This window comes from Staphylococcus pseudoxylosus (assembly GCF_044794325.1).
In the GTDB taxonomy this organism is placed as follows: Bacteria; Bacillota; Bacilli; order Staphylococcales; family Staphylococcaceae; genus Staphylococcus; species Staphylococcus pseudoxylosus.
Map to the genome: position 1 here is coordinate 185844 of NZ_CP085024.1, position 24577 is coordinate 210420.

Sequence of the window (24577 nt, forward strand, 5' to 3'; positions counted from 1 at the left end):
CAGAAATCATATTTTGCTAAAATGATTTCTGTACACTCCTTTTTTTCTTAGTTAGTACAACGCTTAGTTATCAAGCTATAAGTCTGATGAGAGATATAGCTTGAGATAAGGTAGCCGTATTTTATAATTCTTTTTCTAATATAATTGCTTTGTAATCATGAATATCTATGCGAGCGAAGATTTCACGTTTTAAGTTTTTGATATGTTCTCGTTTAGCTATATTACTCATCATGTTATTAGGTACATGATTTTCCCAATGTTCAAGTTCTGAGAATAATTCGTGCAATGATTTCATAAAATTACCACCTTTTATTTTTTTACAAATAAAATAGCTCTTCTTAGATAAGAAGAGCTTCCGCACATCTTCTCATCTGTCAGTTCGTAAATTAGAACTGTTGGATTTAGCACATCGCTCGTCTGAGCTGTTGCTGGAGTTTTACAGGGCCAAGTCCCTCCACTCACTCTTAATAAGAGAACTATTCTATTTCAAGTTATTGTAACGAATGTTCATTGAATTAGCAAATAAATATATTGTCGAAATCTGTGGGTCATGAGATATGCACTTTCAAATATTGAAACAATACACTTCATAATTAATAAAAGATGATACCAAGCAATAAACCTAAAATTACAATTAACCAAGATGGTGCTTTGCAATATGCCAATAATACAAATAATGTAGCAGCAAATGCAAAATCTATATGGGTGTTTACTGATGATGTGAATATTGGATCATAAAAAGCTGCGATTAAAATACCTACTACGCCAGCACTGACAGCTTTTAGCATTGATTTTGCGTAGCGATTTGATTGTACATGCTCCCAAAAAGGTAAAACACCAACTAATAATAAAAAGGCTGGTAAGAAAATAGCAATTGTTGCAATGATACCACCTGTAACACCAGACATAACGGTTCCAATATATGCAGCAAATGTAAATAATGGTCCTGGAACTGCTTGTGTTAATGCGTAACCTGATAAAAAGTCATTGGCACTAATCATATCAGTTGCTACAAATGATTGTTCTAATAAAGGTAAGACAACATGTCCACCACCGAACACAAGAGCGCCGGAACGATAAAAGTTGTCGATCATATTAATCCACGAATTGTGAGTGACAAAATTCAATATAGGTAAAATTAATAAAAGACTAAAAAATAGTATAAGAGAGATGGCGCCTACTATTCGAGGAATATTAAATATTTTTATCGAAGACTTCTGTTCATCTGTTTCTCTAAAAAGCGCTAATCCGACTATAGCCACTACAGTCAACGCACCTAATTGTGATAATGGATGAATGACTGTTATAGCTACCACTAAGGTGAACAACGCTAAAATTTTTGTTTTTAAATCGGGTAATAATTTTTGTCCCATACCTATAATTGCATTTAATACAATTGCAACGGCGACTAATTTTAGGCCGTGAGTCCAACCTAAATCGTTGCTATAAGCTAACAGTAAAGTGGCGCAAAGCATTAGTACAATCACTGAGGGGAGAGTAAAGCCAATAAATGAAATTACTCCGCCAATCAACCCTGCCTTAGTTATACCAATACCAAATCCAACTTGACTACTAGCTGGCCCAGGTAAAAATTGACATAATGCAACTAGATTGGTGTATTGTTGTTCTGTCAGCCATTGCCTCCGTTTTACATATTCATCATAGAAGTAGCCAAGGTGAGCAGTTGGACCACCAAATGAAGTGCAGCCTAACCTCAGGGCTACGAGAAATACTTCAAGATATTTCATAACAAATAACCTCCCAAGTTTAAATTTCTCCGACAATCTCTTTTAATTTCTGCTGGCTTTTTTCTAACATTTTCTTACCAAATGGCGTGATTGTATAGTTCTTACGTTGTTTACCGGCAACGACAGTTTTTTCACTAACGAGTAATGACTCATCTTCCATTCGATGTAAGAGAGGATATAATGTTCCAGCGCTCATTGCATAACCATGTGTTCTTAACTCATCCATCATCCAGCTGCCATAAATAGGATGTTCATTAGCATGATGCAAAATATGGATATAAATAAAACCGAGAAACATACGTCTTTCTAATTTCGAATCGATATCATCCAGCCCCTTTAATTAATAATAACGTTAGCCGATATCGGTTTTCGATATCACGGACAATATAGCATATATCACGGTGTTTTTGACTAGATTTACAGAAAGTTTAAAAACTTATAATAATTGTTACTTTAATATATTTAAATAAATGGAATTAAGAATAATTAAGAATATTTACGAATGATAGATAAGTAAGGTACAATTGTGTGTAAGCGCTTACTATAGTTATTTGACGTGTTGATTTAAATCGTTTATTTAAAGGAGAATGCATATGAGAGATAAAGTAATTATTGTGACAGGCGGTAGTAGTGGTATGGGTAAAGCAATGGCAACAAGATTTGCCGAAGAAGGTGCAAACGTGGTAATTACTGGTCGATCATTAGAACGATTAGAAGCGGCCAAAGCTGAAATAGAGAAGTTTGAAGGGCAAGTGTTATGTATAGATATGGATGTGAGAGACCCTGAAAGGGTTCAATACACAGTAGATAAAACAATAGCAACATATGGAAAGATCGATGGCTTGGTCAATAATGCGGCAGGTAATTTTCTATGTCCAGCAGAAGACCTATCCCTCAATGGTTGGAACTCTGTTATAGATATTGTCCTTAATGGCACTTGGTATTGTACACAAGCTGTAGGTAAAGAATGGATAAAAAATGGCCAACAAGGGCGCATTATCAATATGGTAGCAACCTATGCATGGAGAGCTGGTATCGGGGTGGTGCATTCAGCAAGTGCTAAAGCTGGTGTGTTATCTATGACAAGAACACTAGCAGTAGAGTGGGGCAGTAAATATGGTATTACAGTCAATGCAATTGCGCCAGGACCGATTGATCATACAGGGGGTTCAGGAAAACTTAGTTTATCAGAAGAAGCTAAGCAACAAACGCTTGATAGTGTTCCGTTAGGTAGAATGGGACAACCAGAAGAAATAGCTAGTTTAGCTAAGTTCTTATTATCAGAAGAAGCTAGCTATATAAATGGTGCATGTATGACTATGGATGGTGGCCAATGGTTGAATCAAAACCCATTTTAATTAAGGCATGACAAGAATAACTAATGAACATATACCATAAAACTAATGGAGCATATCGTTCGTACAGTTTTTTAATTAGTACACAAAACTAAAATATAATTTAGTTAACCGATACAATTTTAATTTAACCTTATTCAATTGAAATTATTGTCTTTTTCTACTATGATATAGACTTGTGTTAAAAAATTAATAAAAGCTTTAATTTACGAAACTTTTTGGTTCAATAACTAGAAAGTTTCTTTTTATGTCGTCTGATTTTTTACGGAAGAAAATGTTACATTGAGGGATTTATGTGTGTATTTTAAATCATTAAGAAAAGAGGTGTTTGGGGGATGTTGTATAAAATCCATTTTAAAAATATATGTTTTTGTATTTTAGGTACGTTTCTTATTAGTATAGGTATCAATGCGTTTGTCATTGCTTCAAATTTAGGGGAAGGTGGCACAGTTGGTATTTCTTTAAACTTGAAATATACACTAGGTTTATCACCGGCGCTCACTTCCTTGATTATAAATATGATATTAATTGTGATAGGTTGGAAATATTTAAGTAAAACTACCGCAGTTTATACTTTAATCACAGTTATTTCGAGTTCAGCGTTTTTAGGACTGACTGAATCGTTTAATATGCATTTGGAATCTGATTTTATCAATACTGTGTTTTCTGGTGTGTTGATCGGAATTGGAAGTGGACTAGTGATTTCTGCACGAAGCACATTAGGTGGTACTTCTGTTATTGCTAAAATTATAAATAAATATAGCGAGATGAAGACATCACAGGCATTGTTTATTTTAGATTCAATCATTGTATTATCTTTCTTAATTGTACTGCCAGTCCAAAACGTATTATATACGATTGTAATGCTTTTTATTGTTGAAAAAAGTATGACATTTATTATAGAAGGATTTAATCCGAAAAAAGCGATTACGATTATTTCAGATTATAATAAAGATATCAGTTTAGATATTAATAATGAAACAGGTAGAGGTTCCACACTATTAAATGGTGTAGGAGGCTATGAACGTAAAGAAACGAATGTACTTTATGTCGTTGTACCGCAAAACCAATTAGCTAGAATTAAAAAAATTGTTAACGCGCATGATGAAAACGCATTTCTAGTAATCCATGACGTGCGTGACGTCTTAGGTAATGGATTTATGAAACTACAATAAATTCGGCATTGTAGTTAGGAAATCAACTTTATATAAAATGATTGCGTGATTTCAAAGAGTTATTTACTGATTATATCATTAATGTTTTGAAGATCCGTGGCTTATGTTGAAGCCTCGGGTCTTTTTAAATTTAAAAATAGCTATAAATGAACCTATTGACATAGGTCTCTTTATAGCTGAAATTAATATATTAATTATGGATGGAACATAATCTTATTAAAATGCTTCTTGTTATTTACGATTGCATCAAATGTCGCAGGACCTTGTGCTAAATCTAGATAATCTGAAATCATAGCATGTACTTTAATTTTCCCAGTAGACATATAATGTAGTGATGCATGCCATTCTTCACCAGGAAATGGCGCAGATAAGCCATTCCAAGAACCAATCACATTGAGCTCATTACGTAATATCTTTTCAAAATGTTCGCGATTGATTTCAATATCTGAATAAGGTATACCAAGTAGTAAGACTTCTCCGCCTTTAGACGGTAATGTTAAGACTTGCCCTATAGTATATGGTGATCCGGCAGATTCAACGGCTACATCTATGTTATACGGGAGGTTTTTAATAACTTCATTTAAATTTTTCTCTTTAGAATTAATTGTATCATCAACACCAAGTGTTTTAGCAACTTCTAGTTTGTTGGGGTCTATATCTATAGCAATAGTCTTAGCAGCACCAAATATTTTAGCCCATTGTAAGGCTAGTAATCCAATACTTCCACAACCGATGACAGCCACAGTCGCACCGGGTTTCATAGTGGTTCTATAAAACCCATGTGCTACCACTGCAGATGGTTCAACCATAGCGGCCGTATCAAAATCTACATTATTAGGTAACTTTAAGACGTTATGAGCTGGGAGTTTAACGTATTCTGCAAAACATCCTGCTTCATAAGAACCTATGACATATAAATTTTCACATCTAGAATACGCACCTTTTTCACATTGTTCACAGTTGTGGCATACAATCGCAGGGCACCCTGTCACGGCATCACCAACAGATAAATGTTTTACATCATTCCCTATACTATGAACAGTACCTGAGAACTCATGGCCAAATGGTGTACCTGCTTGGTAAGGTCCTAATTTTTTATAACGCGAATTGTCGGAACCGCAAATTCCTGTTGCCACTACTTTGATAATAACATCATTGCTGTTGTCAATTTCAGGTGGTGTTGTTTCTTCATATCTTAAATCTTCAATGCCATATAAGTTTAAAGCTTTCAAATGTTGTCACCTCTTAACTTGTAAATATGAAATGAATTAACCTTGCTCAGGAGTTGTTTTTCTCTTTTTTAAAAATTTAGCGACAAAGTAACCGACAATGACGATAGTATTCGCATATAGTAAGTTGTTCATATATAAATCTGTAATATTTCTCAAGGGTCCAAGCATGAAATCCAACATTAGTTCTACCATATTTTTACGCTCCTTTTATCGTTTGTATATTAACGATGGCTATTTTGAGAATTATTCGATAGGGCGAAGCAATACTTTGATACCTTCACCACTTTTTATATGGTCGTATCCTTCTGTCCATTGTGTAATATCAAGTTCGTTTGTAATAAGAGATTCTGCGTTGACTTCACCACAGCTTAGTAGTTGTAAAGAAGGTTCCCAATCTGCTGGTTTTTGGCTTCTAGTACCTACAATGCGTAATTCCTTTTGAACTATTTGCTCTAAATTGAAAGGGATTTCGCTATCTTTAAAGATACCAACTTGAACATATTGTCCTTTTTTACGTAAAATATCTAATCCTTGTTTGGCGGCAGGTATTGCGCCAGAACATTCCAATACGACATTTGCACCATAATCATTAGTGACTTTATTTACATATGATTTTAAATCAGTATTTTGAATATTAACTACATGATCTAAGTTAAGTTCATTTGCTTTATTTAGTCTTGCTTGATCATTATTCAATCCGGTGATGATAACTTTAGCGCCTTTACTTTTAACAACTTGAGCGACTAACAGTCCAATAGGACCAGGGCCAATAACAACGACAACATCTTCAGGTTGGATGTTAATTTTAGAGACGGCATGGTGCGCGCAGGCTAATGGTTCAGTCATCGCAGCAGCTTTGTAAGAAACATTGTCGGGTATGCGATGGACGCTAGTTGCTGGAGTAACTAAGTATTGCGTGAAACCACCATTTTGTTGAGTACCCAAGCCTTTACGATGATTACATAAGTTATAATCACCGTTTTGACAATAGTCACATTCCCCACAAATGTAGTATGTTGTTTCGGAAGTAACACGATCCCCAATGTTAAAATTTGTAATATTTGTACCGACGTCTACAACTTCTCCCGAGAATTCATGCCCTAGTATTACAGGGAAATTCACTTTATAATGTCCTTCATATGTGTGAATATCTGTACCACAAATGCCTGCATAATGGACTTTTATTTTTATTTCATCTTCATTCGGTGAAGGCGTTTCTGTATCTAATAATTCTAGGTTTCCAAAACCTGCTTTAGTTTTGACGAGTGCTTTCATGTGTAGTCAGCTCCTATAAGTTAATTAAATAAGCCAAAGAATTTGAATATAATATAGTTTAAGATGTTACCGCCTTGGTCTATACTTGAAATTTGCGATGAACCAGATGGCATTTTTACATTTGTACCTTCTGCCATACTTGTGAATATCGGTGCAACATCAGTTGCGATATATAAGGAAATTGCAATCATGATTGTGCCAACAATAACTGAGTGTATAATGTTTCCTCGAGCAGCACCTACAATAAAAGCGACAATAAACGGAATGGTTGCTAAGTCACCAAAAGGTAGCACTTGGTTACCAGGCAAAATAACAGCTAACAATACGGTGATAGGTACTAAAATTAAAGCGGTTGCGATAACTGCTGGATGTCCTAATGCAACAGCAGCATCTAAGCCAATGTAGATTTCGCGATCACCAAAACGTTTATTTAACCATGTACGTGCGGATTCTGAAACAGGCATTAAACCTTCCATCAAAATCTTAACCATACGAGGCATCAACACCATAACTGCAGCCATTGACATACCAAGATTTATTACGTCACCAGCGTTGTAGCCAGCTAATAAACCAATTGCTAAACCGAGTACTAGACCGACGAATATAGATTCACCAAATGCACCGAATCTTTTTTGAATCGTTTCAGGATCTGCATTTAAGTTTTTAATTACAGGTACTTTTTGCAATCCTTTTACTAAAAAAATACCTGGAGCATATGAAATGGTACTACCTGTTGCAATAGACACCCCAGGTAAGTCATAAAATTCACTCATCATTGGTGCAGTCCAATCAGCCACTTTTAGACAAACAATTTGGAATACTGCAGCGGCTATTAAAGATTGCCAAATACTGCCAGATATTGCATAAACCATGGCCCCCATAAAGGTATAGTGCCAGAAATTCCAGATATCTACGTTCATAGTACGTGTTGTTTTTGTTAATAACATTGCGATGTTAACGACAATGCCTAAAGGAATAATAAATGCAGCAATTGTAGAGGCCCATGCAATAGAAGACGTTGCTGGCCAACCCACATCAATGACATTTAAACTAACCCCTAAGTTTTTAACCATGGCTTGAGCAGCAGGGCCAAGGTTGTTAACTAGTAAGTCAATAACTAAGAAAATCCCAACGAATGCAACACCAATTGTCAGACCTGACCTGAATGCTGCGCCCACTTTTTGCCTAAAGAATAATCCTAATAGGAATATAACGATAGGAAGTATAACTGTTGCCCCTAAATCTAAAAAAGCTTGAATAAAATCTACAAATCCACTCATCCCTTACACCATCCTCTTTATATAAAGTACTATTGGTATAAATTAAGATGTCACTTTGCTATAACTATAAAAAAATTGTTTCGGCATTTATCCCAACAGTTCGTATGATTATTTTAATAAATGGTTCATTAGCTTTGTAATGCATCTAAAATTTCTTTTTTAGTATCTTCAACCCCAATACCAGTTAAAAAGTTACGTGCATTAATAACAGGAAAGTCGTATTCTTTTTGTGTCATAGCAGTTGTAACTAATAAGTCTGCTGTATCAACATACGAGCCTACCTCAGAAATTTTTATTTGTTTTAAATCTACTTTGATGTTGTGTTCTTTCGCCATTTCTTCAATTGCACTGTTCACTACCGTTGATGTTGCAATACCTGCACCACATGCTACTAATACTTGTTTCATAATAAATTCCTCCTAATTTTTGATTTGTATATTTAAGATATATTGCTTCAAAGTTTCATGATTCCAAAAAACTGTTTATGCTTCTCTAATTTCATGTTCGATAATATCTACGATGTGAGTACTGTTTGTTGAAGTTGCAATGGCTTCAAGTATCTGATTGTTTTGAAAAATCCCCATTAATTTTTGAAGTAATGATAATTGTGTATCTTCTTTATCCATTGCGAGCATGAAAATTAATTTTACATCTGTTGTTGCTTCAAGCTCTCCCATAACCACAAAAGGTACGGTTTCTTTAAGTACAGCCACGCCGATAGATTTTGAATTAACGTGTTGAATGTCTGTGTGTGGAATGGCTACCGAACAATACACTGTAGGTAAGCCTGTAGCAAAAGATGCTTCTCTTTCAATAACTGCATTTTCATAAGAAGATTTGACGTAACCATTGTTGTACATGCGTTTGGCTAATTGACTTAATGCCTCTTCTTTTGTGGTTGCCTCTAAACCAATAATGATGTTAGATGTATCCAATTTTAAATTTTCCATATGGCTCAACCCCTTTGTTTTACTCTATTATTGAAAAGTGTTTAATGACTTCGAACACTTGTGATTTTGAATCCGTTTGTATAATGTTTTGTACCATTTCGGCGTCTTGAGCCAAGTCCCGTAATTGTAGTAGAGGTCTTAAATGTTTGAATTTATCTGTAGCTGCTATAATCACAAACACGTTTACATCGAGTCCTGTTTTTAGTGTTAATGGTTCGTCTAATACCAACATACTCATAGACGTACGATTCACATTTTGTTCGTTTTCTGCATGTGGTATTGCGATATTTTGGTTAATAACCATATACGTTGCGTCAAAATATTGAATCATAGAATCAATGTAATTAGCATCTATATAGCTTTGGTTATAAAGAGGTTTAGCAGCTATTCGTATGGCCTCTTCTATATTTTTAACGTGTGAGATTAATTGAATATGATTGATAGGTAGCAAATCTTGCAAATTTAAGTGATAATCCAATGATATTGAAGATGATTCGATTGATGTATAGGCATGAATTTCATCGAACTGTTGTTTAATCTCATTTAATAAGCTGTCCTCATTATGAATATCAGCGTGTTCACGTATCATTGCTAACATTTTTTGAGCGTGTATGTCAGTATCAAATGTGTTGTTAAGTTGTCCGAATACGTGTTGGCGTAGATGATGTTTTTCTTTAGCAGTTAATATCGTTTTAGTGATATACAATCTCTTATTTGTCATGATGTGCATTGGTGAGAAAACCACATCAAAGTCGAGTATATAATGGTTAAACTCGCGAAGTGATAACGCATCTAAAAATATAAATTCAGGAAATACACTTCGTAGTTCTTGCAACATTAATTGAGAAATTGATGTTCCTTGTGTACAGACAACAACTGCTTTCACTTTTTTATCAATGTCTTCATCTTGTCTTCTTAAAATGCCACCGATAATAATGGTTAAGTATGCAATTTCATTATCGGGCAGAGGTTGTTGTAATATTTTTTCCATTGGTTTAGAAGAAAGTTTTACAAGGTGAAACAATTCTTTATAATCATCTTTCAGAGTATTCTGTAAACTTTCGACGTCAGATAATTGATATCTAATTCTGTAAAAAGCTGGTTTCATATGAAACATTAATTGATTAAGTAATGTTTCACGCTCTTTAAATGTGATGAAAGTGATTTTTTCAAATTGATCAAGCATAGACTGAAGTGCTACATTTAATTCTGGTAAAAATGTTGAATCATCTAGTTCTGACCATTGCACACTTGTTGATAAAAGTTGTAATGTTATAAACAATTTTTCTTGTCGAGGTATATCAGCGTAATTTGTAGTGAGTATTTCTGTTGCTCGATATTCCTCAGTGTCCGAAAGATCATCATAGCCAATAGAAAAGGGTGAGACAATTTTGTTATGTTGAATTCTTCTAATAATAAAATAGAGTTTATAACGTAACGTTTGTGTACTTTGGTCTATAAAATTGTTTTGTAAATACTGTTCGATTTTATTAATTTGTATATCTATTATTTGAAGTTTTTCTTTGCGTAAGCCTAAAATACCAAAAACATCATGGTTTAAAATGTTTAGCGTATATGCTTTATCAATTAAGTTAGTCAAAAGTTTTCTGATTTCAAATTCATTACCTTTTAAATGATAGCCTTTCTGTCGCGAGTATTTCAGCATAATATTATATGGTTCTAGTAGTGATTTTAATTGCTTTAAATCGTTTAATACAGTGTTCTTACTAATTTTTAAATCGATAGAAAAGTGATTTAACGATAACACTTCATCTTCTTTAAACAACATCAGTAAAATGAGATGCGCGCGCTGACAAGCAGTATATACTTGCTCATTTTCCTGTGGTAAAGGTTCAATATATACATTAAGAAAATGCTTAATTGCGTCATCAACGATGAAGAAGCCTTGGCTAGTACGCTCTATCGTAGGTAAATTTTGTTCGGTTAACCATGTATTGATTTTTTGTATTCTATAGCCAAGTTGTCTACGAGATATATTGAACATTAATTCGAGATCTTTGCCTTTAAGCTTAGGGTTTTTAATCAATTCTGTAATGACGCTAAAGTTTTCTGTTTGTATATTGAATCCCTCCCTTGTTGTTGACTCTAATTTAGCACATAGGATCAAAGAGTTGTACATTCATCAGACACAAATCCAATTTCATTTTATGTACATCATTGTGATAAACGTTGCAATATTCAATGAACATCATTGTTCTAAGATTTTTTATTAGATTATGAAATCAATAAACATATAAAGCGTTTTTTTGTATTTATGAAAAGGGAGAGCGAGATTTAATAATAGCTTTAAATCATATTTAGCGCTATAGTGTGAAATTACTATAAAATTTTGAATTATTGCGTTTTGAATTGACATATTTTTGACAAAATTTCATAATAGTATATGAATATAAAAATCTAAATATTCACATAAATATGTTTGGAATGATGCATATCGATGAAGTAAGCATAAGATGTAAAGCAAGGACAATGTTGTCAGAGGCAGCAATAAATAAGATTTCAGAGGTATCAGGACAATTACAAATGATTGCTAATTTGAATCAGGCAAATGTTTTTATTGATTGTCCAATAGAAGCGCATGGTGAAGTTATTGTTGTTGCAGAAGCAGTTCCGGTGAATTGTAAAAGCTTGTATCAAGGCTCTGTAATAGAAGCTAATGTTTATGAAAAGTTTGAGCCTGCTGTATTCGAAGTGCTTTCAGGTAGTGAATTTGCACAACATCGAGCAATTTCACAGGAGGGTAAAGTAGTAGAGCAGAGCGCTACACCAATTAAATTAGCTAATGAAATTATTGGCATTCTAATAATGGAAATAGATGTCAGTAATAAAATTATGGAAGAAAAAAGATTAAAAGCACTAACGCAAGCAACTAGTACTTTAAGTGATTTGGTATCGAATTCAGAAAGTAATCCCATTTTTGTACCGGACATGATTGAAGAAAGCTTGTTTGATTTAGATAATGAGTTGAATATCCGGTACTTTAATTTGGCAGGAGAAGCAATGGTAAGTGAACTTTTACACTTGGACTGTGAAGCAGGGCTGAATTTCATAGAATTGTTTCCATCTATCGAAAATATGCTTACAGATGGACGAATTATTACAATTGAAGAGCGAGCGCTACAAGGGCATTATTTTCAAATTAAATGTATACAGTTGCTTGAAGATGGCGTGATGACCGGTCATTTAATTCTGTTAAAAGATATTACAGATTTAAAAGAAAAAGAACGGGCGTTAATATCTAAATCCGTTGCTATAGGTGAAATTCATCATCGTGTGAAAAATAATTTACAGACTGTTGCCAGTTTATTGCGTTTACAGATGAGGCGAGGATTACCCAATGGAAGTGAAAAGTATTTCCAAGAAAGCCTAAATAGAATTTTAAGTATCGCTTCTGTCTACGAAGTTATACTAGATGAATCATCCACAGATTCTGTAAATATTGATAAATTAATTAAAAAAATTGGGAATATGATAGTTTATAACGAATCACCTAATAAAATGATACATATTAATTATCAAACTGATGAGAATATCCATTTAGTTTCAAATATAGCAGTGTCTATCGCACTAATTGCCAATGAACTTATAACGAATTGCTTAACACATGCATTTAATGGACAAGCAGAAGGGGTAATAACAGTTTGTCTATCTTATAATGCTCAATCTGAATTAATTAATTTAAATGTACAAGACACGGGAAAGGCTGCGTGTGAATTCAAACAATCATTTGGTTTGAAAATAGTAAACACAATTACGGAAAATGACTTAGATGGGGCTTTTAAAATTGAACGTAACAGTGTTGGAACGAACGCGAGAGTAACGTTTCAATACAAAGGGGAGAATTAAAATGACATCTATTATAGTTGTTGAAGACGAGTCAATCGTTAGGATGGATATCGTAGAAATGTTGGAAGCTGCGAATTATAATGTAGTTGCTGAAGTCGGTAATGGAGAAAAAGCATTAGAAGCTACTGATAAGTTTCGACCCGATTTAATCATTATGGACATTAAAATGCCGAAAATGGATGGTTTAAAAGCAAGCAAAATCATTTCGAAAAAATACAATATTCCCATATTGCTACTGACTGCATATAGTCATTGTGAATATGTAGAAGAGGCGAAACAAGCGAATATAGTGGGCTATATTGTGAAACCTATTTCCGAAGCACAATTATTACCAGCTGTTGAGATTGCAATGAGGCAAGCTCAAAATATTGCTGAATTAAGATTTGAAGTGGATAACACTAAAAAACAAATGAATGATAGGAAACTTGTTGAAAAAGCAAAAGGCATATTGATGAAGCGATTAAATTTAACAGAAGAAGCAGCTTATCAGAAACTCAGGCGAAAGAGTATGGATAAGCAAGTGGGTATTGAAATTGAAGCTTCTAAAATCATAGAAAAATTGAGATAACAAAACAAGTGAATATAAAAAGCAAAGGTGCTTATTTGAATTAATCAAATAGGCACTTTTTTGTTTTCTTATAGCCTTTAACAATGGGGGGAACATTATGGAGCATATTGGAACGGTAATTATTTATATTATTATGGCATGCGCAGTGTTAGGTGCATTTGGTGCGATTCGTAATGCAGATAAAGGTATCGGTAAAGAGTTTATGGAAGGGATTTATACGATTGGTCCTATTTTTGCTAATTCAGCAGGCATCATGGCATCAATTCCTTTCATTTCAAAATTCATAGCACAAGTTTTTGGGCCGCTATTTGACAAGATTGGTGCTGATCCAGCAATCGCAGCCACTTCTATACTTGCAACAGATATGGGTGGATATCAACTTGCAGATGTTTTAAAGCAAAGTTATGAAGGATGGATAATGGCGATGATTGTTGGTTTTATGGCAGGGGCAACGATTGTGTTTACAATACCGCTAGGATTACCAATGCTAGATAAACGAGATCATAAGTATATGGCGTTAGGGATATTGTCAGGGCTATTGGCTATACCATTTGGTGTTTTTATTTCCACGGTAATAATTTTATTAAGCCATACAAAAATTAGAACAGTCATTGATACAACAAGTGCAGCAACACATATATTTCAAATTAGCATGTCTACAGTATTTATTAACCTGTTACCATTAATTCTATTTGTATTAATCACAGCAATAGGGTTGTATTTCTTTTCTGACATTATGATTAAAATATTTATTGTCTTTGGTAAAGTTCTAGATACATGTATTAAATTAGTATTTGTCTTTTCTGTAGTAGAAATATTTACAGGTTTGTTTACCACTATATTTGGTAGTTGGGGATTTGATCCCATTATGGCTGATAAGCACGACAATTTTAGAGCATTAGAAAATGCAGGTAATATCGCTATTATGTTATCAGGTGCTTTTCCAATGGTATATTTAATTCGTAAATACTTTTCTACGGGACTGCACAAAGTTGGAAGTAAAATAGGGTTAAGTGAGGTAGGAAGCGCAGGTTTTATTGCAACAATTGCGAACATTTTAGCAATGCTTAAACTTGTAAGAGATATGCCACCAAAAGATAAGGTGCTCAATATAGCTTTTGGTGTATGCTCGGCATTCTTGTTAGGAGATCATCTTTCTTATACAGCAAATTTTCAACCTACACTGATACCTGCTGTAATGATTGGTAAGTTGAGTGCAGGTATTATTGCGATTATATTTGCATATCTATTATGTATTCCAAAAGCGAAAAAATTAGAGGAAATTGATAGACGTGCAGGCATTATTGGTGAAAATGAATACCTAGAGAATAAGTAATAGATCGAGTCTATAAATCTAGAATTTTCACTATTCAGAACGATTGTGTCGAATATAATTCTTACAAAGTTGATGAAAAAATAAGAATGTCTCAGTTATTGTTTGTAAAATTAAAAATCCCGAGACTTATCATCTCTCGGGATTTTTAATTTATATCTTATTAAGCAAATTTGATTGAAATAATAGTTAACTTAAAGTATTAGCGTATGTCTATTTCTAAATGTGTTTTAAAAGGCCATGAAGTACATGATTTTTTACGATAGCGCTCTAAAGTATTTATAGCAATGTGTAACGTTTTAGAAGTAGTTTGCAGTGATACCGCCATCCACGTTAATATTTGCGCCGTTCGTCCAGTCTGATTCATCTGACGCCAAATATAACGCACAGTTTACAATATCTTCTGGTTTCCCGAAGCGGCCAGTTGGTTGTCTGTTTAATCTAGTGTTTTTAGCTTCTTCATCTGAGACTAACCACTCCATTAGTAAGGGTGTTTCGATTGGTCCGGGACTTATTGCGTTAGTTCTAATACCTTTAGGTCTAAATTGTATAGCTAAGGATTTTGTTAAAGAAACAACAGCGCCTTTTGATGCGGTATAGGCATCTTGTGGTACAGAACAACCCATTTCGGCGACAAATGATGCAATATTAATAATAGAACCAGAATTATGTTTCTCCATTTCAGGTATGACATATTTTGTCATAAAGAAAATGCCTTTAACATTGATATTCATGACTAAGTCCCAAACATCTTCACTTGTATTTACTACAGAATTATCTGCTTCAGGCATAACACCTGCATTATTGTAAAGTACATCAATTTTTCCATAAGATTGAACAGTGTTTGCAACTGCATTTTTAACATTTTCTTCGTTTGCAATATCTACTTTGAACAATGAGGCTTCGCCACCATTGTCTTTAATTATTTGCACAGTTTCAAGGCCAGCTTGCTCATCTCTTTCAAAGACTGCAACTTTAGCACCTTCTTTAGCAAAGGTTTGTGCTGCAATTTTCCCCATACCGCCACCTGCGCCGGTAATAATACATACTTTATCTTTTAGTCTCATAGATTGTTCCTCCTTATAATAATAGTTTTGCATGGTATTAGCTCTGTTCAAAATAACGTGAACGTTCCCAAGTCGTGACGTAAGAATCGAAATCATTTTGCTCAGATTGTGCAGCTTCTAAATAGTGATTTGCGACATCTTCACCTAGTACTTCTGTGACAACTTCACTATTTTTCCATTGCAAGATAGCTTCATGTAATGATGATGGGATTCGCGTGATACTGTCTTGTTCGTAGGCGTTACCAACCAATTCTTCGCTTAAAGGAATCTTGTTATCAATACCATATAGTCCAGCTCCTATAAGCGCGGAATATGCTAAGTAAGGGTTCATATCTGCACCTGAAATACGTGATTCAAAGCGTAATGAATTGCCATCACCAACTACACGATAACCTGCTGAACGATTGTCTCTGCTCCATGCGATGCTAACAGGTGCCCAAGAATTAGGGGCGAAACGTTTATATGAATTGACGTAAGGTGCAAACATTAAAGCAAAATCTTTAGTATATTTTAAAATGCCAGCTAAGAAATGTTGCATGGTTTCAGATTTAGGTTCGTCGGCGTCATCACCAGCATAGAAAGCATTTGTTTTTGTTCCTTTTTCCATCATGCTGAGATGTATATGACCACTCGATCCAGTCCACGCTTCGTAAGGTTTGGCCATAAAGGTTACGGCTTTATCATTTTGTATACAAATTTCTTTCATTCCATGTTTGAACATAATGTGTTGATCGGCTGCATTTAAAGCATCAGAATATTTTAAATTGATTTCATGTTGTCCTTTGTATGCTTCACCTTTTGAAGATTCGACAGTGATTCCCATGAGGTGCATTTGGTGTCTTATTTCTTGATAAATAGGCTCGTTTTTACTGCCTTGTAGTAAATTGTAATCTTCATTTAAATGTCCAGCAGCTTCTAAATTGTTGTAACCTTGTTTTGAAATTTCTTCGAAAGAATTATTGAATAAGTAGAATTCTAATTCACTAGCCATATGTGGTGATAAACCATGTGCTTCAGCCTTTTGGATTTGATGTTTTAATATATTTCTTGGTGCAATACAAATAGGTTCACTACCATCTACGGAGTAGACATCACAAAAGACCATGGCAGTTTTTTCTAACCATGGCACAACTTTTAACGTATCTAAATCAGGTACTGCTAAATAGTCGCCATAGCCCTTATTCCAATTCATAAATTCAAAGTTTTCATTTGTATCCATTTCGAAATTTGTACCTAGTAAGTAGTTACAAAAATGTGTACCATCTGAAATATCATTTTCTAAAATAAAGTCTCCTGTAATTCGCTTACCCATGAGTCTTCCTTGCATATCACAAAATCCCATGATTATAGTGTCAATTTCATCTGATTTGACTAATTCAATTAATTTATCTTTTGTTATGTTTCCAGTTACTCTATTTTTGTTTTGCATATGTGACATCTCCTTAGCTATTTTATTTAAGTAAAGATAGTGAAATATATTTTAATTCTAGGAAGCCATCTAGACCGAAGTGACTACCTTCGCGTCCCATCCCGCTTTCTTTAATACCGCCAAATGGTGCTTGAGGTACACTTAATTGAGTTCCGTTAACGCCAACCATTCCAAATTCTAATTGCTCACTTATTTGATATACTGTATTGATATTATTAGAGAAAAAGTAAGCTGCTAGTCCATAAGGTGAGGCATTTGCTATTTCTATTGCTTCTTTAGTAGATTCAAAAGTAATAATTGGTGCTACTGGTCCAAAGATTTCTTCTTGAGCAATCGACATAGTTGGCGTGACATCGGTTATAACAGTAGGTTGATAAAAAAGTTCAGAGCCAGCTATATCAGCTTTGTGTCCACCAGTTTGAATAGTTGCACCATTTTCCTGAGCTGCTGCTACTAATTTTTCAACTTTTTCAATGGCTTGTTGATTAATTAATGGACCAACTTGTGCACCCGAGTCATTGCCAGGAGCTACTTTTAGCTTATTAACCCTACTAATGATTTTTTGGGTGATTTCTGATTTGATATCTTTGTGTACGAGTATGACGTTAATTCCATTACACATTTGCCCACTATTTTCAAATTTATTATCGACTATAGCGTCAGCTGCGTTATCTAAATCGGCGTCAGGTAATACGATTGCAGGTGCGTTACCACCAAGTTCTAGAGATATACGTTTTATCTGTTTGGAAGCTTCACTCATTAATGTTTTTCCAATTTTAGTAGAGCCAGTGAAGGACATTTTTTTAACACGTTTATCGCTAAAAAGTTTGTCAGATATTAACGAAGAGCTACCTGTAACAATATTAGCAACGCCTTTATCGATGCCAGTAGCTATTAATTCTTCAAAAATAGCAATTGCAATTCTAGGTGTTTCACTAGACGGTTTCACAATAACTGTACATCCTGCTGCTAGTGCTGGCGCAACTTTACGTGCAACCATTGCACCTGGGAAATTCCAAGGTGTAATTAGGCCACAAACACCTACGGGTTGTTTAATTACTGAAATACGTTGGTTTTCAGATGAGGGTGGAATGATTTCTCCATATATACGTTTGCCTTCTTCGGCAAACCAGCGAATGAATTTAGCACATACAGCAATCTCACCAAATGCTTCATTATATGGTTTGCCTTGTTCTTCACTCATAATAGTTGCAAGTTCTTCTTGTTTGTTAAGCAAGTTGACTGCCCATTTTTCTAAAAATGCTTGTCTAGTTTCAGCAGTATAATTAGACCAACTTTCAAAAGCATTAGCAGCACTATCAATTGCTTTTTGAACGATTGCATCATCTACACTAGGAACTTCTCCAATCGTTTTACCACTTGCAGGATCGACAACTGATAAAGTTTTTTCAGTTTGAATTTGCTCACCATTTATCCAATTGTAATTTAAATTTCGTGTCATAAAATCGCCCCTTAACATGCAAAAAGGCGCTTATATACACAATCAACGAGATTGAGATATAAGCGCCTTTGCTTAATTTATTTTTACTTGTGAAAATTCAAAATAATATTGCTTGTTTCTTTTAATATTGATATAAACAAAGATTACTAAAATTTTTAAATCTTGTCAATATTCAGATAATATATTATACTTTTTCACAATTAAAGGCAGGGGGTATGATCAATGCAAGATACATTAGATTTACTAGAACATTTAATTCAATTTGATAGCTCTAGTCAGTATACTGCAAACGAAACGATAGACTATTGTGCGGAATGGTTACAAAAAGAAGGTTTGTCGTCAGAAATAATAATAAATAATGGTTATAAGATGCTTGTTTGTAACGTAGGGGAAGGTAATAAAAAACTTGTTTTAAATGGTCATGTTGATGTTGTTAGTGGTAAGAAAAAACAATTTACACCACAAATTGAAGACGGCAAGATTTATGGGCGGGGCTCAGCAGATATGAAAGCAGGCGTCGCTTCATTTATGTTAGTGATGCGTGATTTGAAGAACGTTGATTTAGGAGATGTCTGTGTTCAGCTTCAATTAGTAACGGATGAAGAAATTGGAGGATATAACTGCGCTTCATATTTAACGGATCAAGGTTATTTAGGTGATTTTGTAATTTGTGCTGAACCAACACAAATAGGGATTGGCTTTCAAGCTAAAGGTATTTTACAATTTGATATTCAATTTAAAGGGAAATCAGCTCATGGTAGTAGGCCATGGGAAGGGGAAAATGCAATTGCTAAAGCAATGGAAGTTTATCATAAGATACTTGATTTACCTTTTGCTAAAGAGTCTACAGATATATTTGAGGCCCCTTCAATTAACCTTGCCAAAATTAAAGGTGGCGAAGTATACAATAAAGTTCCAGATGAATGTCTAATTTCATTTGATATTCGTTATTTACCTAATCAAGATAAAGAAGATATTTTAGCGCAAATTAAAGAGATTACTGATGGTGAAATCTCTTTGAATTTAACTGGCCCAAGCGTTAAAAATGAAATAAGCAATCCTTATATCCAAAAATTAATACAACATATCAAAATGGTTGGAAATAAAGAGCATGTTGATGTATTCGGGCAACATGGTTTCGCAGACACAAGATATTTTTCAAGATATGATGTCCCTGCTATTGAATTCGGTCCCTCAGGAGGAGAATGGCATGGTGATGGCGAGTATGCAGTTATTGAATCTTTAGAGACATATAAAGATATTATTATTTCATTTAGTAAGAATTTTGCGCATTAGAAAAAGAATAACTCATTCATCATGAGGGTAAAGGCTTACTGTAACGAAGATGAATTATAACCTTGGAAATAATAGGCAATTCAATTCCAATCATAAATGAGGAGATCTAATGAATAGAATTAATTTAATCACGTTAGGTGTTAAAGATTTGAAAGCATCACTCCAGTTTTATAAAAATATTGGTTTTAAAACAACTGCCGAGGTAACAGATGATCATTTAGCAATCGTGTTTTTTAATAATGACGGTACAAAATTAGAAATTTTTCCTGTTGAAGCATTAGCAAAAGATATCAATGCAGATAGTCCTCCGACAATAACTACAGGTGGCTTTATAGGTATTACTTTAGCTTACAATGCCAAGTCTAAAGAGGAAGTCGATTCAATTTTAGAACAAGTCGAGACATTTGGTGCAACAGTTGTTAAACCAGCCCAAGATTTAGATTGGGGTGGTTATGGTGGCTATTTTACAGATATCAATGGTTACTATTGGGAAGTCGCATTTGGTGATATGTGGGAATTTGATGAACAAAATATGCTGATTATTCCTGATTAAATTCATGAGGTTCGGCAATATAACTATTGAGGGTAGAAATGATATAACAGTCATCAGCGGATAAAAATAATGAATGATTAGGTGATTTAATATGGATGTAAGATTTCCAATTGGTAAATTAGACATACCTGAAAATGTAACATTAGGTGATGTTCAAAAATGGTTAGCAGAAATCGACAATTATACACAGCGTTTAAGAGATGTAGTTGAAAATATCACTGATGAAGAATTAAATAAAACGTATCGTGATGGAAGTTGGAATGTACGTCAGTTGGTTCACCATATTGCAGATTCACAACTCAATATGTATCAAAGATTGAAATTAGCATTAACAGATAATAATCCAATCGTCCCACCGTTCAATCAGGAGAAATGGGTAGAGTTAGAAGATAGTTTGGCCCCTATCGAATATGCGCTTCAAATGTTAGAGGGGATTAATGCGCGCATTGTAGCATTAGGTAATCATATTGATAAAGATCAATTAGAACGTAAATTCACGCTTAAAGATAGTGGCGAAATCACAGTTGCTACAAAATTAGCTAAATTGGCATGGCATGAAAACCATCATTTAGCACATATTGAAATTGCATTATCGAGATAATGTAATTTCAAGCTAATTATCGGTGGATAAATTAGTTATTAACTAGTATTTATATTGTTACAGTTACCATGATAAAGCGCTACGGAATTAATTAACTAAATTGATTCCGTAGCTTTTTTTGTGTGCATTTGTTTTAACACGATTAGATAAATAGTTGTTACTTAATGGATTAGAATTATAGATGTTTATGATGTTATTTAATTCTTAACTGAAATTATCTCTATATTTAAGAATGAGTTAAGAAACGTTAATAATCAGTTAATGTTAAATGATTTATTTACGCCGTATTATAAAACTATGAAAAAAATAAATTGAAAGTAGGTATATATTTATGAACATAAAAACATTATTTATCTCGGGAACGGTAGCGACATCATTGTTACTAGGAGCATGTAATAATATGGACACTAAGAAAGAAGATATGGAAGAAAAAACAAAATCTGAGATAAAAATGGATAATAAAGATATGAGTGAAAGTAAAGGTATGAAGGAAGGTATGTTTAAAGGCGAAAATAAAGAAAAAGTAGAAGGTAAGGCGATGATTCATGATAATAAACTGATGTTAAAAGATTTCAAATCATCCAAAGGCCCAGATTTACATGTATACCTCACTAAAGATGGCGATATTAAAAAAGGCAAGAAAATCGACAAAGTTGATTATGATAAACCAGAGCAAACATTTGATTTAAAAGGCATAAATACCAATGAATATAACACCGTAACAATATACTGCGACAAAGCTCATGTAACCTTTGGTTCAGCAGAACTAAAATAATAATCAAGTAGTATGTGGATTGACTTCTAGATTATAAGTTGGGTCAATCCACATTATATTATAAAGGAGTGGATTAATAGGATGATATCGAAAATGATATTGCTGATGATTCGATTAGGTTCTGGTTTTTATATGCTATTTCAAGGTTATGAAAAATTAACAGGTGGTTTTGCGATAGATGGTTTAGTATCAGTAATTAAAGAAAACCAGGATTCCCCAGCTTGGTTTAAATTTTTCTTTGAAGCAGTTGTGGCGAATCATCTAGAAATATTTAAATGGATGGTACAACTTGGAGAGATTGCTATAGGACTTAGTTTGATTCTTGGTTTACTTTCATATACAGCAAGCTTTTTTGGTGTTTTTATAATGTTAAATTATATTCTTGCAGATATGATTTTCACATACCCAATTCAATTGTTTTTCTTTATAATTATATTAATGAATAAAGAGATAATAAATTCAATAAGTTTAAATCATTTTATAAAAAGAAAACAATTAAGGAATGATGAAAATGCCCCACATACTTATAGCGGATGATGAAAAAGATATTAGAGAAATCTGTAAAACCTATTTTGAATTTGAGGGTTATCAAGTAACCCTTGCCGAAAATGGTAAAGAAGTACTTGGGTTCTTAGATGAATCTATAGATTTAATGGTGTTAGACATTATGATGCCTGAAGTGGATGGTTATGACGTGGTTAAAGAAATGAAAGCACAGCAATTAGATATTCCATACATTTATTTAACGGCTAAAACAAGTGAGTCAGATACAATTTTTGGGTTAATGTTAGGCGCAGATGATTATGTAAAAAAACCATTTAGTCCAAGAGAACTAGTGATACGAGCGAAAAATTTGCTGGATAGAGTAGCAACGAAACCTAAAAAACATGAAGTTATCTGTTGTGGTAATCTTAAATTGAATAATATAACTAAAATAGTAGAAATTAATGGTGAAGCTGTACCATTTCGTATTAAAGAGTTTGAGTTACTTTGGTATTTTGTGACGCATGAAGATGAAGCTATTCCAAAAACTTCATTAATCGAAGAAGTTTGGGGTTATGAATTTTACGAAGATGTCAATTCACTTAATGTCCACATTCATCGTATTAGAGAGAAATTGGAAAGTAGTCATTTTAATGAATATACCATTTCGACAGTTTGGGGCCTCGGTTATAAGTTTCAAAGGAGTGTTTAAATGACGATCCGTAAGCAATTAATTTATTCATTCATGGGTTCCTTATTTATAACGACGCTTTTGGTTTTTATATTATACAAATTAATGTGGTTCGATGTGCATCAAACTATATTACTTACACTTTGTTCTTTTGTATCAAGCATGATGACAATGGCTATCGCGATATTTTTCTCTGTTCCAACGATTCATAAAATTGAAAAATTAAATGACCGCACTGACCAAATTGCTAAGGGTAATTATAAAGTCGAAGATTTAAATATTCAATCACCGAAAGAGTTAAAAGAATTAAGTGATGCCTTTAACCAAATGACTATAAGAATCGATAACCAAATGAATCAAATTAAAGCAGAACAAGATGAAAAATTATATATGGTTCAGAATTTAGCGCACGATTTAAAAACACCATTAGCCAGTATTAAGTCATATTCAGAAGGGCTTAATGATGGCATGATTTATACTGAATTAGCCAAGCAAGATGCTTATCAAGTACTTATTAACCAAGCAGACCGTTTAAATCAAATGTTTGATGACTTAACCGATGTCATGTCTGTAAATAATAAGCGTTCCAATACGCGAATCAATATTGATCAATTATTAATGCCTATTTTGGAGTCATATCAACAATGTTTGAAAAAGAACAAGAGACAATTAGAAGTTAATATTCCACTCAATATAAAGGCTTTCTATCAAGATAAGATCGCATTGGAACGAATTATTACTAATTTTATAGATAATGCATTAAAATTTTCAGATACTGATAAAGTAGTGACAATTACAGTATTCGAACATGAACGTAATATGTTAGGCATTTCAGTGAAAGATGAAGGCATAGGTATAAAGGGCGTACATTTAAGATATATTTTTGATAGAACTTATAGAGTAGATAACTCAAGAAATAAAGAAACTGGTGGATCTGGGTTAGGGTTATATATTGCGTCGACATTAGCTAAACAAATAGGTGGTGAAATTTCTGTTGATAGCACATTTGGAGAAGGCACGACGATGACAGTGTATTTCCCGAGAAATTAAACGGTTTGATTTATATGATTATTGTATAAAAGGTATGTTGTTTGGATAATCCAAATTAATGTACCTTTTATTATGTTTGTTTAAATTTAAATCAATAATTAGTAAAAAAAGAGCAGAGTTTTCGCACTAATTACATTAATGTTACAAAGATATACATTGATAGATAAACTATAGAGACTTTCATGGCAGTTTTCAAAAAAGATTTTGTCATAAAATTAACTAGATTGTATGTAATTAGGATGTAAAAAAGACGTCTGTTATTTTAATTTCATTGTAACCTACAAGAGTTTTATGGATGTTATAGTACTATTTGTGAATTAATTGAAGCAGTAAATTATCTATGTGTTTAGGTAATTGAAATTCAATAATAATTTTAAAAATAAAAAC

At 33.5% G+C, this 24577-nt stretch carries 25 protein-coding genes and 1 riboswitch; of the genes, 12 read left to right on the plus strand and 13 right to left on the minus strand.

Translation table 11 applies throughout. The features are described from left to right. Positions 1-121: 121 nt before the first annotated feature. The 3 genes from LG295_RS00850 to LG295_RS00860 all read right to left on the minus strand — a co-directional run bounded on the left by LG295_RS00850 (position 122) and on the right by LG295_RS00860 (position 2070). Positions 122-295 (minus strand): hypothetical protein, encoded by a 174-nt coding sequence (locus LG295_RS00850; protein WP_172592885.1) that lies wholly within the window; start codon positions 293-295, stop codon positions 122-124. A 69-nt stretch (positions 296-364) separates the two neighbouring features. Further along, positions 365-474, minus strand: a riboswitch (SAM riboswitch). 119 nt (positions 475-593) lie between these two features. After that, entirely contained in the window at positions 594-1748 is a 1155-nt protein-coding gene (gene chrA, locus LG295_RS00855; RefSeq protein ID WP_404476154.1) for a chromate efflux transporter, read from the minus strand. A gap of 19 nt (positions 1749-1767) precedes the next feature. Beyond that, on the minus strand, positions 1768-2070 hold the full coding sequence (locus LG295_RS00860) for a PadR family transcriptional regulator (protein WP_107530894.1): 303 nt from the start codon (positions 2068-2070) through the stop codon (positions 1768-1770). A gap of 271 nt (positions 2071-2341) precedes the next feature. Here LG295_RS00860 and fadH point away from each other — a divergent pair, with 271 nt between their 5' ends. Beyond that, on the plus strand, positions 2342-3106 hold the full coding sequence (gene fadH, locus LG295_RS00865; RefSeq protein WP_107530893.1) for a 2,4-dienoyl-CoA reductase: 765 nt from the start codon (positions 2342-2344) through the stop codon (positions 3104-3106). Positions 3107-3438: 332 nt separating this feature from the next. Further along, on the plus strand, positions 3439-4278 hold the full coding sequence (locus tag LG295_RS00870) for a YitT family protein (RefSeq protein ID WP_017724022.1): 840 nt from the start codon (positions 3439-3441) through the stop codon (positions 4276-4278). A 194-nt stretch (positions 4279-4472) separates the two neighbouring features. On the opposite strand, the gene LG295_RS00875 is transcribed toward LG295_RS00870, so the two are convergent. From LG295_RS00875 to LG295_RS00905, 7 genes are all read right to left on the minus strand, one after another. Continuing rightward, positions 4473-5510 carry a galactitol-1-phosphate 5-dehydrogenase gene (locus LG295_RS00875; protein ID WP_404476155.1) on the minus strand — a complete coding sequence of 346 codons (1038 nt, stop codon included), beginning with the start codon at positions 5508-5510 and terminating at the stop codon, positions 4473-4475. 36 nt (positions 5511-5546) lie between these two features. Continuing rightward, entirely contained in the window at positions 5547-5702 is a 156-nt protein-coding gene (locus LG295_RS00880; protein WP_199193395.1) for a hypothetical protein, read from the minus strand. Between the two features lie 51 nt (positions 5703-5753). After that, positions 5754-6785, minus strand: a complete 1032-nt coding sequence (locus LG295_RS00885; protein WP_404476157.1) for a zinc-binding dehydrogenase — start codon at positions 6783-6785, stop codon at positions 5754-5756. A 20-nt stretch (positions 6786-6805) separates the two neighbouring features. Continuing rightward, the gene (locus tag LG295_RS00890) at positions 6806-8065 is read right to left on the minus strand and encodes a PTS galactitol transporter subunit IIC (protein ID WP_107530890.1); all 1260 of its coding nucleotides are present in this window, start codon (positions 8063-8065) and stop codon (positions 6806-6808) included. 128 nt (positions 8066-8193) lie between these two features. Further along, positions 8194-8472, minus strand: coding sequence for a PTS sugar transporter subunit IIB (locus LG295_RS00895; protein WP_017724017.1), 279 nt, complete (start codon positions 8470-8472; stop codon positions 8194-8196). 75 nt (positions 8473-8547) lie between these two features. Next, a complete protein-coding gene (locus LG295_RS00900) occupies positions 8548-9015 on the minus strand; it encodes a PTS sugar transporter subunit IIA (RefSeq protein WP_107530889.1) in 468 nt (155 codons plus the stop codon). A gap of 19 nt (positions 9016-9034) precedes the next feature. After that, positions 9035-11155 (minus strand): BglG family transcription antiterminator, encoded by a 2121-nt coding sequence (locus tag LG295_RS00905; RefSeq protein WP_404476159.1) that lies wholly within the window; start codon positions 11153-11155, stop codon positions 9035-9037. 296 nt (positions 11156-11451) lie between these two features. Between LG295_RS00905 and LG295_RS00910 the strand changes: the two genes are divergently transcribed. The 3 genes from LG295_RS00910 to eutH all read left to right on the plus strand — a co-directional run bounded on the left by LG295_RS00910 (position 11452) and on the right by eutH (position 14786). Beyond that, positions 11452-12882 (plus strand): sensor histidine kinase, encoded by a 1431-nt coding sequence (locus tag LG295_RS00910; protein WP_404476161.1) that lies wholly within the window; start codon positions 11452-11454, stop codon positions 12880-12882. A 1-nt stretch (position 12883) separates the two neighbouring features. Further along, positions 12884-13450: an ANTAR domain-containing response regulator gene (locus LG295_RS00915; protein WP_107530886.1), complete on the plus strand. Its 567-nt coding sequence runs from the start codon at positions 12884-12886 to the stop codon at positions 13448-13450. 97 nt (positions 13451-13547) lie between these two features. Beyond that, a complete protein-coding gene (eutH, locus tag LG295_RS00920) occupies positions 13548-14786 on the plus strand; it encodes an ethanolamine utilization protein EutH (RefSeq protein WP_107557539.1) in 1239 nt (412 codons plus the stop codon). A 296-nt stretch (positions 14787-15082) separates the two neighbouring features. Here eutH and LG295_RS00925 read toward each other — a convergent pair whose 3' ends face one another. From LG295_RS00925 to LG295_RS00935, 3 genes are read right to left on the minus strand one after another with little or no spacing between them, the layout of a single operon-like run. Then, on the minus strand, positions 15083-15850 hold the full coding sequence (locus tag LG295_RS00925; protein WP_107557540.1) for an SDR family NAD(P)-dependent oxidoreductase: 768 nt from the start codon (positions 15848-15850) through the stop codon (positions 15083-15085). Between the two features lie 37 nt (positions 15851-15887). Further along, positions 15888-17279: a glutamine synthetase family protein gene (locus LG295_RS00930; RefSeq protein WP_336832704.1), complete on the minus strand. Its 1392-nt coding sequence runs from the start codon at positions 17277-17279 to the stop codon at positions 15888-15890. A gap of 22 nt (positions 17280-17301) precedes the next feature. Next, a complete protein-coding gene (locus LG295_RS00935) occupies positions 17302-18741 on the minus strand; it encodes an NAD-dependent succinate-semialdehyde dehydrogenase (RefSeq protein WP_404476163.1) in 1440 nt (479 codons plus the stop codon). Positions 18742-18963: 222 nt separating this feature from the next. Between LG295_RS00935 and LG295_RS00940 the strand changes: the two genes are divergently transcribed. The 7 genes from LG295_RS00940 (at position 18964) to LG295_RS00970 (ending at position 24190) form a co-directional block, all read left to right on the plus strand. Then, positions 18964-20037, plus strand: a complete 1074-nt coding sequence (locus LG295_RS00940) for a M20 family metallopeptidase (protein ID WP_107530881.1) — start codon at positions 18964-18966, stop codon at positions 20035-20037. A gap of 109 nt (positions 20038-20146) precedes the next feature. Continuing rightward, positions 20147-20590, plus strand: coding sequence for a VOC family protein (locus LG295_RS00945; RefSeq protein ID WP_107530880.1), 444 nt, complete (start codon positions 20147-20149; stop codon positions 20588-20590). A gap of 91 nt (positions 20591-20681) precedes the next feature. After that, a complete protein-coding gene (locus LG295_RS00950; protein WP_107530879.1) occupies positions 20682-21191 on the plus strand; it encodes a YfiT family bacillithiol transferase in 510 nt (169 codons plus the stop codon). 331 nt (positions 21192-21522) lie between these two features. Continuing rightward, on the plus strand, positions 21523-21966 hold the full coding sequence (locus tag LG295_RS00955; RefSeq protein ID WP_325999284.1) for a DM13 domain-containing protein: 444 nt from the start codon (positions 21523-21525) through the stop codon (positions 21964-21966). Between the two features lie 84 nt (positions 21967-22050). After that, positions 22051-22503, plus strand: coding sequence for a DoxX family membrane protein (locus LG295_RS00960; protein WP_325999332.1), 453 nt, complete (start codon positions 22051-22053; stop codon positions 22501-22503). Continuing rightward, positions 22478-23161 carry a response regulator transcription factor gene (locus tag LG295_RS00965; RefSeq protein WP_107557546.1) on the plus strand — a complete coding sequence of 228 codons (684 nt, stop codon included), beginning with the start codon at positions 22478-22480 and terminating at the stop codon, positions 23159-23161. Before LG295_RS00960 ends, LG295_RS00965 begins: the two co-directional genes overlap by 26 nt. After that, positions 23162-24190 (plus strand): HAMP domain-containing sensor histidine kinase, encoded by a 1029-nt coding sequence (locus LG295_RS00970; RefSeq protein ID WP_325999285.1) that lies wholly within the window; start codon positions 23162-23164, stop codon positions 24188-24190. It begins immediately after the preceding gene. Positions 24191-24577 lie beyond the last annotated feature (387 nt).